Origin of the sequence: Citrobacter sp. R-1.5.2 (genome assembly GCF_035064245.1) — a bacterium.
Lineage (GTDB): Bacteria > Pseudomonadota > Gammaproteobacteria > Enterobacterales > Enterobacteriaceae > Citrobacter.
The window spans coordinates 301,933-317,151 of record NZ_JASEYC010000001.1 but is presented as its reverse complement, the minus strand read 5'-3'; the positions used below and the strand labels follow the sequence as shown (position 1 = coordinate 317,151).

The window sequence follows — 15,219 nt, the reverse complement described above, 5'->3', positions numbered from 1 at the left end:
GACCTCTTAAACAGGCGTATTTAACAAATCGTCACCCGCTTCGGCAGAAGCGCTACCTGCCGTTACGGTGCCGGGTGCGGTTTCCATCAGACGATCCAGCGCGGTATCCGTACGCGCCTGGGCACTCTGAGGAGCCGCGGCAAGGATGCGCTGGGCACTTTCCACCGTCATCCCTGGCGTTTCCGCCAGCGCGCGAGCCTGTGATTCACGCCCTTTCGCCTCTTCACAGTTCAGGATCCCCATAATGCGACCGTTTTCGGCTGCGACCGCCGCTGCCAGCTGGCTGCTGATATCAACAGTTGCACCCGCTGCAGGGTCAGTAACGACCGCAGCAGGCACGTCAACGGTGGTCACGGTCTGGTCAGCAGATGCTGCTGGTTGAGTGGTATCTGCGGATGCAGTAGTACCTTTCATGCTTCCTCCTCGGGAAATCATTGTTCGTTTGTTAATTGCATCGCGCATAACGTTCAGCGCATCCATGTTGTTGACCAGCTGCTCCGCCAGGCCGTTGTCTACTGATTCCTGGCCTGAAAACACAGCGGCTTCAGTATCAAGAACGGCCTGAACCGACATGCCGGTATAACCCGCCACCTTTTCAGCGAACATCTGCCGGGTAGCGTCGATACGCGCCTGAAAATCTGCACGTACCTCTTTGGGTAATTTCTCGTAGGGGTTCCCGTCCACCTTGTGATCGCCGCTGTAAATCAACGTGACCTCAACGCCGCTGGTTTTAAGGGCGGCGCCGTAATTGCTGTGTGCCATCATGACCCCGATGGATCCCGTTCTGGCCGTCTGCGTCACAAGCCGACGCGATGCGGCACTGGCAATCAGCTGGCCAGCGCTGCAGTTCATATCGTTGGCTAACGCCCATATGGGTTTGATATCCCGCATGCGGGCGATGATGTCCGCACAGTCAAAAGCACCCGCCACCATTCCACCTGGCGTATCCATATCCAGAAGAATGCCGTCTACACCCGGGTCACTGATGGCCTGCTGGAGGCGGGCGATGATGCCGTTGTACCCCGTCATCCCCGAATACGGCTGGAGTGAGCGGGTTTTACTGACCAGCGTCCCGGAAACAGGCAGCACCGCGATACCATCAGTGACCTGGTAGCTTCGCGCCGGCTTTGGCCCCATTTCCTCATCATCACCAAAGAGTGCCAGCGGTTCAGTCATCTGCTCTGCGCCAAGCGTAACGCCCGACACGATGTCGGTCAGACCGGTGATACCTAACTGACCAGCGAGCGCGCAAAAGAAAACCCGCGCATAGGCGGGTTCAAGTAAAAGCGGCTCATTGAAAGCCATACTGGCAATGTGCGGGAGATTACGCAGCTCTGGCGTCATCGGTCCCCTCCTCATTCGATTTTTTCAGTCCAGACTCAAAGGCCGAAGCCGCCCACGCTGGCGGTTTAAGTCCCGCAGCGCGGCGCTCCATCGTTTCACGAACCTGCTGGGCAAAGATTTCCTGATAGTCTTCCCCGCGTTTGGCGCATTCCTTCTCATAGGTGCTCAGCCCCGCCTCAATGAGCATGACGGCCTCCTGCACCTCCTTCAGTCCGTCAATGGCCATTCGCCCGGAGCCGATCCAGTCAGCATTTCCCCAGGCGCTTCTCGCCTCCTGAAAACTGAACCGGGCTTTAGACGGTAATGTCACCACGCGGCGGACAATGGCCTCTTCCAGCCAGCATAAAAACATTTGACAGGCCTGGCGGGAGGCAACAAATTTGCGACGCCCCATAAAGTACGCCCAGGACTCGTTAGCACTGGCGCGGGCGGTGGAATAACTCATCTGCGAATAGTTGCGAGAGAGTTGCTCATACGACACCCCCAGCCCTGCAGCAATGTAGCGCAGCAGAGATTGTTCAAACGTCGAATAGCCGTTGTCAGTGTCCTGCGCTGACTGAAGATTCAGGGAGTCGCCCGGCATCAGATGCGGCACCTTCGCGCCCCCGAGACGAACCGGCGCCGCGGTATAGTACGAGGCCATCTCCCCCAGCCAGCCGGTCATCTTGCTTTGCTGCTCTTTACTGTCTGAGCCGAGAATAAAGTCCATCGCGGTTTGCGTATCCAGCTCACTTTCAATCGTGGCGGCATACATCGCCTTGACAATCGCGCTCTGGAGCTGCGTATTCTGCAGCGTATCGAGCATTTTCATTTGCTCCATGACGCTGTAAAACACGTTGGCACCGCGTGTCTGACCATCTTCCAGGGGTTCAAACACGTGGATAAAGGAAGGCCGCCCGCCGGGCAGTTCACGCGGGATGTAGGTCCACTTCTGCGCCATCCACCCCGGATAGCCATCCTCGCTGACGTAATATCCTAGCGCGGCGCCACTGTCATTTGTTCTGACACCTGCCCGGCAGTTTCGCGTGTCTCCGGCGTTATTGGGGTTGCTGATGCGTTTTGGGCTCACCATTTTGAACTGTGTGCGGAAAAGACGCGTGGAATCACTGTCCCAGGTGGCCTGTGCACATAACTCACCGTTAAACGCATGCATGGAAACACCCTCGCGGATCATCATGGTGAATGTACGCTTACGTTCCGCATCAATGCAGCAGCAATCATCCTCCGCAAATTCTTTCCAGGCCGCCTCAACTTCACGGGAGAACGCCCGGGCCTCTTCTTCTCCAATGCCCAGAAAACGCCAGCTGGGGCGATAACTGAGCCGGAAAAACGATCCGACAATGTGGTCCTGATGGAGCTGTACCGCGTTTGCCGCATAACCGTTATTGCGGACCAGATCGTCAGCGCGCGCGTTACCACGGGAAAAATTAGGCAATAACGCAGCATCTGCGCTTTCTCTCGGTGGATTCCAGGCGCGGAGCTGACCGCCAAAGCCACCAGCACCGCCATGATATCCGGCATAATCCCGCAAAGCGGTTTTACCGTCCGGTCCTAACAAAGCAGGTGTTTTCATGCGTAAAATCCTGCCGGTCCCCGGCGTCGTGGAGTGGTGCCAACCTGTGACTCAAGTTCGGCAATGTATTTCTTCAGGTCACTGACGGAGGTCGCAGTGAACTCAACCCGCCGGCCGTCTTTTTGCACCGTGGCTACCCGCTTTCCCATCATGAGGTCATGCAACGCAGCGCGGGCGGCATCCAGATCTGTCTGTGTCGCCATTATTCATCTCCAGATAATGCCCGGGCATAATCAGCCAGGGTTTTGTTATTGGTCCGGCTTCCCTCTTCCTCCTGCAGGCTCGCGAGCAGTGAATCAAGATTCAGTTGCCATCGCGAAATACTAATCCGCAGGGCCGCCAGCGCATAAACGAAGCAGTCCAACGCCTCATTTCGTCGCTTTTTGCTGTCCCAGACGATTTTCTTACGCCCGTCCACCCATTTTTCAACCTGCTCCTCAGCAGTCAGTTGCTGAGCCTCAGCCAGATCGTAAATTTCGTGGTTATTGGGAAAATGCACGGCTCCGGCAAGAGGCTCACTCCCTTCCGGCTGAAGTGCGAAGCGGTTATAAATCTGCTCCTTTGCGGTATCAGTCCCCACTTCCGTCAGATAAACGCCGTTCTTGTTGCGTTTACGCGGCATATTCGCGACGGGCTTACCGTAAACGGAAGCCCCTTTAATCGGTATCACGCGAAACAGGCCATGCTTTTTTGAGCGATTGTAGACAATGGTGGGGTCAATACCGCCAATATCCCAGCAGATACGGGATACCGACATTTCCACGCCATTCTTTCGGGAATAGATTCGGTTAATCGCCTCATCCACCCTGACGAGGGTCGCTTCATCATCATGACGGCCCATAATAATCTGCCGGTCAATCAGCCAGCTTTCCTCACCGGGTCCCCATCCCCAGACGCGCATTTCATAACGATCCAACTGGGAATCGATCCCGGCAGTCAGATAAGCGACACGTTCCGGTACGGATGCCCCGAAGAACTCTTTGCGTTCGGCCATAAGCTCCGCGTCAGGGCGTTCACCAATTTTAGGTTCCCATGTTTCGCCCAGCGTAGTGTTCACGAAGGTTTTACGCTTTCCGGTATCTCCTTTCGTTTTTAGCCAGTCTTTGACTATCTGCACCCAGGTGGTAAACGGGCTGTATGCCGTCCAGATGTGAAACGTCACGCTGTCAGGCGGGTCGATTTCGGTGCCTGTTGATGAAAACCAGGATAAACCATCACGCGTCCAGATCCCGGTGGTGTCGCAGATGTAACGAGCCTCACTGAAATCCAGCTCCTGCTGCTTAATGACGCAGGCATTATGTTCACACAGGTAAAAGACGCTGGAGGGTTCACCCGGTGTCCATTTGAACCCGAACGGGGTTTCTTTGTCGCCGAACTTAAGGTACTGCTCTTCACCACAGTGCGGACAGGCAACATGAAAGCGCATGAAATGCCCGGATTCGCTGGCAGCACGCTCAATCTGGCAGGTCCCCTTTGTTTTTGGCGTCGATCCACGAATAGATTTAGGCCAGACAGAGCCCTCAATACGTTTATCACCCAGAAATGTCGGGGAACCCTCTTTCTCAATATCCTCATCAAAAGCAGCGAGTTCGTCATAGCCGGCAATATCCACTGACTTTTCACGATAGTTTTTCGCCGCCTTACCACCCAGACACCAGAACCCGCGACCGTTGGAGAAGCGTTTCATACTGAGCGTATTGTCCCGGTTCTTTTTTCCATACCAGGGGGCCAGCGCCAGAAGTGACGGAATATCGCGAATCGTCGGCTCAACATGCGACTTCATGAAGTTTTCGGCGTCACCATCAGTGGGCAGCCAGATAAGGGAATTTCGCTGCTTGTGCTGAATAAAATACGCATAAACACCCAGCAACATTTTTGAATAGCCAACACGGGCAGACTTAACAACGTTGACCTCACGTATGTAATCGTTACCCATTGCATTCATGATCGCGCGTTGAAACGGCAACGTTTCCCAGCGCCCTTCCTGGTAGGCCGACTCTTTGGGGAGATAGTAATTATCGTCTGCCCATTCAACCGCCGTTTGCGGCTCAGGTCGGTACAGCGAAAGTAGACCCGCGCGCGCAGAGTGCTGCAGCCCCTTAACCTGACTGTTCGATATATTCACTCAGCAACCCCGGTATTATTTCATCCAGCGCAGCTGCTTTGTTCATGGCTTTAATGATGTCCTTCTTGAGGAAATCAATATGTCGGTTTTCCAGCTCCGGGAAGCGCCGCTGAACAGACAGAGGAACTCCATCAAGAATGCTGGCTACTTCTCCGGCCATCCGCGACAGCACGAACGTGCAGAATGCGGTTTCCACCACCTCAGCGGAATCTTTTGCATTTTTTAGTTCCTGGGCATCTGCCTGCGCTCGGGTGAGGCGGTGACGCTCATAGTCAATCGTACCTGGCTGAAGGTCGGATTCCGATGCAAGACGAAGGTCTTCCACCTCCTTCCGTAATTTCTCATTCTCAATCGCCGCGTCGCGTGCGGAATACCATTCAATAGCCGCGGAAGATTCATAGAGGACCTCATTACCTTTTCCACCACCACGTGCTACAGGCATTCCCTGATCCTGCCAATTCTGAATGGTTCGCACGCTGACCCCAAATATTTCAGAAAGACGCTTTTTGTTGACCTCCATAGCTCACTCCATGCACAAAAACAGAGAAAGGAAACGCCCAATGGCTATTTAGCCGTTTTTTAGGCTTATCATTTCCTTTCTTTTCAGGGGGTGTTTACAGTTAAAACAATGAATTAGCGAGAAGAAGAACGGAAACGGCAAATGCCTGAAAATTTTCATAAATAGCGAGAATCTGCGAGGTCGCCGCCCCGTAACAGGGCGGATCGCCAGAAAGGACCCGTAAACGACAATAGTTATCAATTGCAATATTCATACTATTGTTGAGAACCGTTTTCAGAATTTTCCCAACAAGTTGAACGCATTGTCATAGAAGTAAACCGGAATTTCATATGAATGCGACATTGCTCTAAACTATGTTAAGAACACGTTGCACAAAAAATTATATAAGTGATAGTTATGCAACCGCATGAAGCGGTTTTAATCACAAGGATCAACAATGAAATACTCTCAACCGGAAAAACTCCAACTACTAATGCTATGTGAAGTTTTTCGTACTCTCGGTATAAAAAATAGCTTCGATGTAGACCTCATTGAAGAAGCTGTTACTACTGATAGTTCTTGGGCCATAGACTGGAAATATGACTCTTTAAGGTCTGGAGAAGAAACACCACAGCATGTGAAATTTGTGGCAGATACATTAGAAATGTATGACATTCTAAAAAATATCTATGACGACTTAAGCATATCTGACAAAACTGATGTCGCTAATGAAGTAGCTCATTTTAATGCAGCCACAACATTTATATTCCCTGGTTTTGATGGTAATAATGAAAATGAATACATGGGAGTTGCCAGCCTATTAAAAATGATGGGGCATTTCCCAGATCAAGATATAACAAAAAACTCTCATAGCCCTAAAGTAGAAATATATAAACGTATGCTATCTGTTTTTTTACCGGCTTATGATTCATGGATTGAAAACCGAGGGATCCCCAAGGAGAAATTTATTGAAATACTAAATGCAAGGTTCCAGCCTTCAATTTAGTTCTTGGTTTTAACATGCCCGGCTCTACCGGGCTTTCGGTATTTATTTTTAGAGAAATATTGTTCAACTCTGCTGTTTGACTCTATCACCGAACCGTAAACGCGTTGACATGTCATTCCAGCCCGGTAGCTTTCGTCAGATCTCTCAGCATAATATCGAGCTTCTTCTGCAAGGCGTCCGAGCATGTCGGCGAGCACTGCGGCGTCGGCTCCGGCTGTTTTGCTTCTGACGGCAGCGGCAAGATCTGCGGTGTGCTTTGCGGCGTCCAGGCGGGCGGCAAGCTTTGTTGCTTCGGTGCGCAGCTGGCTAACAGTAGCAGACAGACCAGCAGCAGTGGCAGCTGATTTAGCCGCTTGTGCTTGTGCATCTTTTACAGCCTCATCACGGGCAATAATACGCCCTTGTTCAATCATGCGGGCTGCGGTCTGTGCGTTCGCTGTTTGCGATGATTCTACGCTGTCACGCTCGGCCCACTTCTTTTCCCAACCGCGGCTGCTCCATACATTCCCAGCAATGAATGCAACGGCCACCAGCAGCAAAATGGCAATAAACCGATAGCGCAGGCTCACTGGTCTATCCCCCAGCACGTCAAAGCGCTTTCTTGGTCTCGTCTTTCTACCTGCCCATAGCAGCCATTTTTCTGGCCTTTGGTCAGGCGACAGTCTCGGCCACCGTCTTTAATCCACCAGCGGATCGCTTCACAGGCGCCTTCACGGTCGCCAGCATTTATTCGCTTATAAAACGTAGACGGGAAACATTTACCGGGGCCGATGTTGTAGGGACAAAAAGACGCGATCCCGGCTTTCTGTGGTTCTGTCAGTGGTACCTTGATATTGCGGTCCACCCAGGCCAGCGCTTTATCGCGTTCAATGGCGTTTACCTGGGCGCATTTCTCAGCTGACAGCTTCATGCCCTGCACTACCGGCTTGCCATCAACCATCGTGGCGCCACGGCAAATTGTCCAGATTCCTCCGCCGTCGCGATACGCCGTCAGACTATTACCCTCTTTCTCATCCAGAAACTGATCGAGAATAACGGGTGCGGAAGCCCCGGCAAGAATCAAACCAACGACCGCTGCGCTCAGTTTATTCTTCAGCTTTGGTGGCATAGCCATTGCGCCGATCCTCCCGTTCTTTCCAGCGGAAATACCAGTTCACTGCACAGGTGATAACAGTGCATGCGATACCGACAATAATTGCCCAGTCGCTCAGGCTTAACCCTGCAATTCTGTCGGCCAACATCCAGGACACCTCTTTTGCTGTTTTAGCTGTTTCGGCATACGCCTTCGCTGATACACCGCAGCCGGCAAGCGTGGTTCCTGATCCATATGAAAGTCTGCTGTAAATGGTGATCATTCTGGTCATAGCCTCACCTCCGATTCTTCGGATGGCGCTGTGTGTGATGAAAGGGTCAGGCTTCACGGGCTGGATTTATCAACAAAGCACGTAGCGGATGATTCCCGTGAGCCTGAAATGAAAAAGGCCGCCATGCGGCAGCCTCGAAGCAAGTACGGTTGTTTACATTGGTGGAGTGAGAGGACCTTCTAACACCTCTGCTTCACCGTTATGGCAAATGTCATCACCTCTGGTCAGATGCCAAACACCTGTGATTATTTTCCCCGTTTCCAGATCATCAACAGTGTCATTCGTGTAGTACGCTACCTGTACAACTCCGACATGCTGAATCCAGTAATACCCTTCTTTCATAAGCTCCTCCGAGATACTCAGCAGATAGTATAGAGCGGCACAAATAATGCTGTGGTGCAGGAAGCCACAACTTAACCTTTGCTAATAAAGTAATTTCGAAAAATGACGATAATGGGTAATAAATGTAAGGCCGGAGGAACCACCATGAGCATGACAGTTAGCACTTTGGGTCAGGACATACTGCAAAGCACAGCAAAACAAGCACCTTCAAGTACTGGCAACTCTGTTTCACAACAAATTCAAAACCTGAAAAAACAAATTGGTGAGTTGACAAAAGAGCTCAGCGCCATGGGTTCAAAAATAAATGAAGTAACCTCCGAAGATGAGGCAAAACTGCTTAAGCAGCAGATGGAGATGATTCAAAGGCAAATCGAGTCTATATACGCAAAAATTGCTCAATTACAAAAACAAGAAGCAGAAAAAAACCAAATGGAATCGGGAGCAATACCTACGGTAAGTGACAAATCAAGTTCAAACGTTGCAGGGAATAACACTAATAATATTGATGTCTACGTTTAGCAATTGCCCCCCTCTCATTTTTCCTCTGAGCCAGAAACGAAAAAGCATTGGAGCATTGTGAGAACTTGTTTTCAAGTTAACGATTTCAGCTCGGCGATATGACAGGGGTACTGGTGTAATACACCTCGCGAATACCCCTGTCGTATCGCCGGAAAGCAAAAACCCCGCACAGGCGGGGTTCTCGTTATATTCAAATTGTTTGCTTTTCTTTGCTGCCATCGTGGCGCAGCTCTGCCAAGCATGAATGGATTATCTGATTTTCTGGCCCATTTTCAACACCACAATCTAAAAATAGCACTAATAGCTAAAATTGATTTCAGTGAGTCTATTCAGATAACAGTTTGCGTGCTTCCAGAAAGACCTTTGCTCTGAATATTTCCAGACACCAGCGCACGCGCTTCCTCGCCTCCCCGTCAGTTAGCCATGGCGCAATAGCCTGCAATTCCCGGGTTATGTCTGATATTTTTCTTCGGGTGGTGTAATACTGAAGACCGACTATATAAACCGGATCATTTATATCCAGCGCCTGCAGTACGCATTGCTCAACAAAATCGACATCGTCATTATGCAGGGCCTCGTCAATCACACTGGCGGGTGACTGAGGCCAGAGAATGCTATGCGCCCTGTTCATTGCCTGTTGTCCACGGAATCCCTCTTCTCTCGCCTGATTCAACGCAGCAGTGAAACGCTCAAGCGCCTTATCTGACCAGTTCCGTCCCTTAAGCACATTCCAGCACGCATGGCCCCGCGGCATACGGGGTGCTGTTTTTCCTCCCACACCCTCGCCCCATGTAGTGAGCAGGGATTTAATCCATCCGGACTGAATCCCCGTCAGAAGAATGCATTTACCCAGCCAGCTTTTACGCGGCGCAGATGCAGCTTTACCAAGTGCTTCAAAATGATTGCGGCGTTGACGTGGTGTCATCCCGTTCTTCTCCTTACGCCAGAACGCCAAGCCTATAAGCCCGGTCCAGCACTCTGATTATCATTACCGGCTGAGGTGCATGGTTTCGCTCAAACTTCACCGGGTCGTTATGTAATTCTGTATGGCACTGGCGACACAAAGGGATCGCGAAAATATCATGCGCCTTCGTTGCCATACCTCCCTGCCCCCAGCCAATTAAATGGTGTGGGTCATCGGATGGTTTGCCGCAGCATTCACAGGGCTGTGTTTTAATCCATTCCAGATATCGGGGGGCCATCCAGCGGATTCGTTTTGGACGTTTCATATAGGTTTGCGGGGACTCAGGATCGACCAGAACACCAATTACTGGCTTTACCGCTGGAACCTGTGCTGGTTCCATGTTCACGGTTACTGCGCTGGCTTTGGCTGCAATGATGCTGGTGGCGGTTACACCGGGTTCGATATCGCATTCACGCATAACTGACTGATGCTCTTCCGAAGGAATATGAAGCGCCCGACTGGCTACTGTTTCGGGAATTGCGTCGCAAACCCCCATGCGCACAGCCCACCAGCAAAGCTCCGCCAGCGACAGCTCTCTGGAAGGGTCCTGATTCAGAGCCACCATAATGCTATTGATAATCCAGTTAATAACATTACGTCTCGCCAGCCCTGCAAGTTGTTCGCTGTAGTGGTCACGCAGATGGTTATCACAATGCCCACACAGAAGAACCGATCCTGGTTCATGGCGCAGAGTGGTTAACTCGTGATAATGGTAATCGCTGTGTGGCCACTGGCAGCGACTACCGCCATAACGCAGAAGCCAGTAATCAAGACCACTAAAACCACCAGCAGCCTTTATAACCTTTTCATCCAGGAAGAACGGCCACAGGGATTCATCACTGGCAAGCGGCTGGCGAACATCAGGAACACGGCCAACAGGCAGCCGTTCCATGTCTGCCGGCTGGCTTTCCACCAGCACACGCTCACAACTGAATAATGGCATCAGTTCGCTGCCTGGCTTAAGCAGCACAATTCCAAGCTCACGAGCCACCACAGGTTTAAGCAGCGCCCTCATTCTGCAATCTCCCCGATAATTATTTGTCCCTTCTCTCCCCATAATTTAGTGACGCGTGAATCCCAGATGTGAGCGTCATCTTCGTAAATGGCATCCATCAGGGCTTTCATCATGTTGTCGAAATCAGGTTTAGCCTGGTGTGGTTTACCGTTGAAATCAGTCCGTTTTTTTTTGCTCCAGCTCGCTGGCATCGGAAGAATAAAGGTGACATGCGAACCGCTTTCCGGCAGCTCAACACCCTGCAGACGAACTTCATCACAGAAAGCCCGGTAACGCAGAACCTCGGGGCGCTTTTTCCATTTGTCAGCCCGCGTCATTCTCGGCTTGCCCATGGGGGTGATATTGTAGATTTTCACATTCACCTCCAGATCCGTTGTTGCCAGGTTCTGTCCTGACGCGGAGGCCTAGATACTTCTGGCAAGAACGCGCTGATCGTCCAGTGAATGAAGTCATTATCCAGACTACGCTCGGTCTTAATCTGCTTTGCGCGATAGCGGGCTTCCAGTTCGTCAGCCTGCTCAGTGGTGAGTTGGGTATGTTGAAACCAGCTTTTCTTCATAACGCACCTCTGGATGCGACAAAAAGAAAATCGCTGGCGTTGGTTAACGTCAGTATGTGGGATTGCTTGAATTGATCTTGCGCCATGGGCTTTTCTCCTGTGGCGCAGCAGGTATAGGTTGTTCAGGCCTATGACGGGAGTGTAACAGAATTCTGGGTAACGCGATAACCAGCCCTTTCCAGCATCTGAGTAAACAACGTTGGTGTACCAATAATTTCATTATCCTGAAGAGGCATGAAAGACACCATGCTACCGCGGCGGTACATCAGGGCGCGCTCACACTCAGGAAATGATTGCAGTCTGGCAACGATGACCCCATCGTGACATCTGATGACTGCGTAGCCTTTTTTGGGCAATTCTACTTTTTCTTTCACTTAAACTCCCCCATGCAAACGGGATCAAAGTAACACCCAAAAAATTAATAAAACCAGTCGTCCGCACTTTCCCTGGTTTCCTGGAGGATAGTCTCTATTTTCTTTTTATCTTCCTTGTCGCCACCAAAAACACTTAAACCATCCGCACCAGCGCGGCGGATTGTGAGCCTGCAATTGTCATAGTGATCATTCAGACGCTTAAGCAATTCTTTCTCCAGCGCTGGTACCGCGCCTTTAGGAAGTTCTTTCATGCGATCAATGGTTAATTCAACTTTCATAATGGTCCCCATTGCATACACTGTGTTTTTATACAGTATACCGATACACGGAAATGATCAACGGTTTAAGAGCACAAATTGTTAATTTACTGTCGGTAGTAAAACAAGAAAACCCGCCGTAGCGGGTTGAATTAGCAATATTTTATTCTTTCTGCTGGCACAATCCCGTGAGATTCGCCCTTACTAACGCCTTATCAATGAGTAACTGTGTGACCATGAGGCAAAGCGTTATCCAACTTTCATCCGTATTTTCAATCAGCAAAGGGCTGGTTAGTGCCAAAAGCGGACCTTATCCTAACTGACCCCCTACCTGTCCGTTCACTATCTTAGCTGGGGAGATTCTGAAGCTCGAAAGTTATCGCGCAATAATGCTGCTTTTTTTGGGAGGCTTGACGGTCTCCTGGGGCCCAAATATAGTCATTGCAGTCCAGATTCATTGAAGTTTTAATTTAACTTAAATTTTCGAGGTTCAATATGACTATCCCCTTTATCCCTATATTAATAGGTAGCATCATTAACGCTATTCCGGTATTAGTGTTGTATTTTGCCGTGGGTAAGAGCATTAAACGACTGGCTCCATTAGTTCTCTTTTCAATCATATACACTGTTGGAACTTCCATATACCGGACTTATCGTCAGGTAGACGTGACGCTGATTATCATTTCTATCGTCATAGGGTTTGTAGGTTTGTTTTGTTTTGGGTTCATACACGGACGCGAAAATAGAAGACTAAAGGCATGGTTTCTCGCAAGTAGCGCCCTTATTCTATGTTCGGTTATTCCAGTCGTACGACTGTTAGTCTTTATCGGGCAAGTACCACCTGACTTTTTTTATCCGTTGATAACAGTGTTACTGGCTGTGGGGGTTCTGTCATTGGCTTACAACCGAGGTCTGGGTGGACCATTGACTAAAGGGAATGCATATCCAAACGGAACTACTTATAAGCCTTATTCTACCCTGACAGAGTCAAAAACGGATATAGCCATCCATGGCAGATCTGTTTTGTCAGATACAACGCGAAGTGGAGCCGAACGAGAAAACCTTCGTCAAATGATTAACGATAAGTACGACGATTAACTCAAGCCTTTCAGTCGCCACGTTGTTAACGTGGCGCTTTAAAAGCACCTGACCTTCCATCTGTTTTTCATACACCATATTTTTTATAATGTCCGCAGTTCACTCACGGAGAGCCTTTAGTTCAGTCAAATCGCCCGCTTAGTGCCAAAAGCGGAAGTTAACTACGTATAAAATTCAGCGCCTCACCCCCAGAGCCGCTGCATAACGGCAATAAGCTACACTTGTTCATTATTTCCAAAACAGGAAAGCCTTCCGCTGCTTCAACGGTGTGTGTTTGACATCGCGCTGTTGGGGCATTTTGATCAACAACGAGCATGGCCCGCTAACGATGAAATTGATACTTGTTCGACACGCAGAAACAGAGTGGAATTTGGAAGGAATTATTCAGGGGCACAGCGATAGCTCCTTGACCTGCCGGGGTTTGCGTGAAACATCCATCCTACTAGCAGCGTTTAGTGCAAGTGAGTATCAAATAGAGCGTGTTTACGCTTCTCCGCTTGGACGTGCCTGGCAAATGGGGCAAAGCCTGGCTGAACACTTTCGCTGTTCACTGACGGCTGAACCGGCCCTTAAAGAGCAGGCCTTTGGTCAGTTTGAAGGTATGCCGTTAGAACTACTCAGACAAAAACATCCGAACGATGCAAATGCGTTATTCAGGCTTGATGCAGAGTATTGTCCACCTGGGGGGGAGTCACTGGCGCATGCTTCTCAGCGAGTTATGCGTTTTTTACAAAACCTGGAAGATACTTCATCACATCAACAAACAATATGTATTGTGTCTCACGGGCATGTCAGTCAGGGCACTCTGGCAATTCTTAAAGAAGGGACTGTCAATAGTTTCCCTCGCTATGCTCACCCCAATGCAAGTTATTCTGTTATCGACCTGATTAATGGAAAATGTATCGGCCTAAAGTGGGGGATTGCTACACATTTACGTCACCTGAATTAGTGGTCACCTTGCAATCATTGAACACCCATCCTGCCAGAGCCATCATTATTTAAGCACAATGTCAGCTCCTCGCTCATAGCGGACCAAAATCAAATCTAAAAATGACGTGTTAAGCGGGAGTACATAGTGAATGACAGGATGCTCCGGGCAGCACCGTACTAAATCAGTTCCCGCCTGAGGTAGACGTTGTTTCATGATGGGATGAGCGCTCCCGCCAGACAATCCATGCTACAGTCGCTTCCCATGATATATATCCATTATTGCCATGTTTCGCCCTGCGGAGATCAACTGCATCACCAAACCTTTCAATGATGAATTTTTCAAATTCTATACGTTTTTCTTCGTCGTTCGTTGAATCCATGCCTTCCCCAGAAGTGTCCTACGAATCGCTCTTATTGCATAAAAAATAGCATATATAATAGAGAGTGAAAAACCCGCCGTAGCGGGTTTAAATAGAGAAATTGATTACTATGATGTAACCCTAAAGTTCTATGAAATTCTTCTATATCACCCGAACCACAGCCTTTTCATTTCTCCACGGCAGAAGAAGTAAAGAAAAAAACGTCATTTTTATAACCACACCTAACGTGATGAGAAGAGCCAGTTTTATGTTATACGCCCCAGTCACATCTAAGTGGCTCAAAACTTGCCAGGCATTTATTGCAGCCAGTGAGAGAAGAACCACGTAATATTTTAATAGTCGAGTTCTTTCCCAGCACCCTCTTGTTTTTGCCCAATCAATCAATACGGCATAAAACGCAATGCAGATGATAATAGCATCAGCACCCTTACCGTAAATGTAGACACTCAAGATACCCGCAAGTACCAGCAATGTGATTAACGTGCCACATAAAGCCTTAATTAAGAGCGTCTTAATATTCATTTTCACCCACTAACCAGCCAAAATAAGTCATTTTAATAACCATCACCCCACATCTCGTCTATTGAAGCATGCTAGCAACGTCTTTGCTATCCACCAGTAGCAAGATTTCCAGTTCGGCGATGCGCTTTGTAGCGTATTCCAGTTGAGGTTCCATCACTCCCCCTTCACGCCAATGCCAGCGGCCGCCGCTTCACGCTGTGTTGCCGGATTAAACCAGAGGCATTCAGTGCGCACTTTCGTACCGCGCCCTGCACTGATACGTGATGCCTTTTTGGTTTTGGTCCAACCCAGCAACATGTCGTTGTACAACTCGCAGTCATCTAAATCGCATTGAAGTAGTCATTCGAC

The 15,219-nt window shown here is 49.6% G+C and carries 22 protein-coding genes; 4 read left to right on the top strand and 18 right to left on the bottom strand.

Annotation, left to right across the window (positions count from 1 at the left end; all coding sequences use genetic code 11):
• Nucleotides 1-6 precede the first annotated feature (6 nt).
• Genes QMN38_RS01485 through QMN38_RS01465 form a run of 5 tightly spaced genes read right to left on the bottom strand, consistent with a single transcriptional unit; the run spans nt 7 to nt 5,562 of the window.
• Nucleotides 7-1,344: a S49 family peptidase gene (locus QMN38_RS01485; protein ID WP_323604334.1), complete on the bottom strand. Its 1,338-nt coding sequence runs from the start codon at nt 1,342-1,344 to the stop codon at nt 7-9.
• On the bottom strand, nt 1,325-2,917 hold the full coding sequence (locus QMN38_RS01480) for a phage portal protein (protein ID WP_323604333.1): 1,593 nt from the start codon (nt 2,915-2,917) through the stop codon (nt 1,325-1,327). The genes QMN38_RS01485 and QMN38_RS01480 overlap by 20 nt, the downstream gene beginning before the upstream one ends.
• On the bottom strand, nt 2,914-3,120 hold the full coding sequence (locus QMN38_RS01475; protein ID WP_003034782.1) for a phage head-tail joining protein: 207 nt from the start codon (nt 3,118-3,120) through the stop codon (nt 2,914-2,916). The genes QMN38_RS01480 and QMN38_RS01475 overlap by 4 nt, the downstream gene beginning before the upstream one ends.
• Entirely contained in the window at nt 3,120-5,042 is a 1,923-nt protein-coding gene (locus QMN38_RS01470; RefSeq protein WP_323604332.1) for a phage terminase large subunit family protein, read from the bottom strand. The genes QMN38_RS01475 and QMN38_RS01470 overlap by 1 nt, the downstream gene beginning before the upstream one ends.
• Complete coding sequence (locus QMN38_RS01465; protein ID WP_000453624.1) at nt 5,017-5,562, bottom strand: terminase small subunit; 546 nt, start codon at nt 5,560-5,562, stop codon at nt 5,017-5,019. The genes QMN38_RS01470 and QMN38_RS01465 overlap by 26 nt, the downstream gene beginning before the upstream one ends.
• Before the next feature lie 436 nt (nt 5,563-5,998).
• Between QMN38_RS01465 and QMN38_RS01460 the strand changes: the two genes are divergently transcribed.
• Nucleotides 5,999-6,547, top strand: coding sequence for a YfbU family protein (locus tag QMN38_RS01460; protein ID WP_323604331.1), 549 nt, complete (start codon nt 5,999-6,001; stop codon nt 6,545-6,547).
• On the opposite strand, the gene QMN38_RS01455 is transcribed toward QMN38_RS01460, so the two are convergent.
• The 4 genes from QMN38_RS01455 to QMN38_RS01440 all read right to left on the bottom strand — a co-directional run bounded on the left by QMN38_RS01455 (nt 6,544) and on the right by QMN38_RS01440 (nt 8,253).
• Nucleotides 6,544-7,116, bottom strand: a complete 573-nt coding sequence (locus tag QMN38_RS01455; protein ID WP_323604330.1) for a DUF2514 domain-containing protein — start codon at nt 7,114-7,116, stop codon at nt 6,544-6,546. The genes QMN38_RS01460 and QMN38_RS01455 overlap by 4 nt on opposite strands.
• Nucleotides 7,113-7,661, bottom strand: a complete 549-nt coding sequence (locus QMN38_RS01450) for a lysozyme (RefSeq protein ID WP_271440851.1) — start codon at nt 7,659-7,661, stop codon at nt 7,113-7,115. Before QMN38_RS01450 ends, QMN38_RS01455 begins: the two co-directional genes overlap by 4 nt.
• Entirely contained in the window at nt 7,633-7,911 is a 279-nt protein-coding gene (locus tag QMN38_RS01445) for a phage holin (protein ID WP_323604329.1), read from the bottom strand. The genes QMN38_RS01450 and QMN38_RS01445 overlap by 29 nt, the downstream gene beginning before the upstream one ends.
• Before the next feature lie 153 nt (nt 7,912-8,064).
• Nucleotides 8,065-8,253, bottom strand: a complete 189-nt coding sequence (locus tag QMN38_RS01440) for a hypothetical protein (protein WP_249418927.1) — start codon at nt 8,251-8,253, stop codon at nt 8,065-8,067.
• Nucleotides 8,254-8,397: 144 nt separating this feature from the next.
• Here QMN38_RS01440 and QMN38_RS01435 point away from each other — a divergent pair, with 144 nt between their 5' ends.
• Nucleotides 8,398-8,772, top strand: coding sequence for a FlxA-like family protein (locus QMN38_RS01435; protein ID WP_162926020.1), 375 nt, complete (start codon nt 8,398-8,400; stop codon nt 8,770-8,772).
• Nucleotides 8,773-9,097: 325 nt separating this feature from the next.
• On the opposite strand, the gene QMN38_RS01430 is transcribed toward QMN38_RS01435, so the two are convergent.
• From QMN38_RS01430 to QMN38_RS01405, 6 genes are all read right to left on the bottom strand, one after another.
• On the bottom strand, nt 9,098-9,697 hold the full coding sequence (locus QMN38_RS01430; protein ID WP_323604328.1) for a hypothetical protein: 600 nt from the start codon (nt 9,695-9,697) through the stop codon (nt 9,098-9,100).
• 13 nt (nt 9,698-9,710) lie between these two features.
• Nucleotides 9,711-10,751, bottom strand: a complete 1,041-nt coding sequence (locus QMN38_RS01425) for a DUF968 domain-containing protein (protein WP_323604327.1) — start codon at nt 10,749-10,751, stop codon at nt 9,711-9,713.
• A complete protein-coding gene (locus tag QMN38_RS01420; RefSeq protein ID WP_323604326.1) occupies nt 10,748-11,107 on the bottom strand; it encodes a RusA family crossover junction endodeoxyribonuclease in 360 nt (119 codons plus the stop codon). Before QMN38_RS01420 ends, QMN38_RS01425 begins: the two co-directional genes overlap by 4 nt.
• A 2-nt stretch (nt 11,108-11,109) precedes the next feature.
• Nucleotides 11,110-11,310 carry a hypothetical protein gene (locus QMN38_RS01415; RefSeq protein ID WP_323604325.1) on the bottom strand — a complete coding sequence of 67 codons (201 nt, stop codon included), beginning with the start codon at nt 11,308-11,310 and terminating at the stop codon, nt 11,110-11,112.
• A gap of 128 nt (nt 11,311-11,438) precedes the next feature.
• Nucleotides 11,439-11,684: a hypothetical protein gene (locus QMN38_RS01410; RefSeq protein ID WP_048221170.1), complete on the bottom strand. Its 246-nt coding sequence runs from the start codon at nt 11,682-11,684 to the stop codon at nt 11,439-11,441.
• A 44-nt stretch (nt 11,685-11,728) separates the two neighbouring features.
• On the bottom strand, nt 11,729-11,962 hold the full coding sequence (locus QMN38_RS01405) for a DinI family protein (RefSeq protein WP_323604324.1): 234 nt from the start codon (nt 11,960-11,962) through the stop codon (nt 11,729-11,731).
• 474 nt (nt 11,963-12,436) lie between these two features.
• Between QMN38_RS01405 and QMN38_RS01400 the strand changes: the two genes are divergently transcribed.
• Both QMN38_RS01400 and QMN38_RS01395 read left to right on the top strand, forming a co-directional pair.
• Nucleotides 12,437-13,039: a hypothetical protein gene (locus QMN38_RS01400; RefSeq protein WP_323604323.1), complete on the top strand. Its 603-nt coding sequence runs from the start codon at nt 12,437-12,439 to the stop codon at nt 13,037-13,039.
• Nucleotides 13,040-13,367: 328 nt separating this feature from the next.
• Complete coding sequence (locus tag QMN38_RS01395; RefSeq protein WP_154022175.1) at nt 13,368-13,988, top strand: histidine phosphatase family protein; 621 nt, start codon at nt 13,368-13,370, stop codon at nt 13,986-13,988.
• A gap of 163 nt (nt 13,989-14,151) precedes the next feature.
• Here QMN38_RS01395 and QMN38_RS01390 read toward each other — a convergent pair whose 3' ends face one another.
• The 3 genes from QMN38_RS01390 to QMN38_RS01380 form a co-directional block, all read right to left on the bottom strand.
• On the bottom strand, nt 14,152-14,349 hold the full coding sequence (locus QMN38_RS01390; RefSeq protein ID WP_323604322.1) for a hypothetical protein: 198 nt from the start codon (nt 14,347-14,349) through the stop codon (nt 14,152-14,154).
• Nucleotides 14,350-14,490: 141 nt separating this feature from the next.
• Nucleotides 14,491-14,877 (bottom strand): hypothetical protein, encoded by a 387-nt coding sequence (locus QMN38_RS01385; protein ID WP_271440856.1) that lies wholly within the window; start codon nt 14,875-14,877, stop codon nt 14,491-14,493.
• Between the two features lie 147 nt (nt 14,878-15,024).
• Complete coding sequence (locus tag QMN38_RS01380; protein ID WP_323604585.1) at nt 15,025-15,180, bottom strand: hypothetical protein; 156 nt, start codon at nt 15,178-15,180, stop codon at nt 15,025-15,027.
• Nucleotides 15,181-15,219 lie beyond the last annotated feature (39 nt).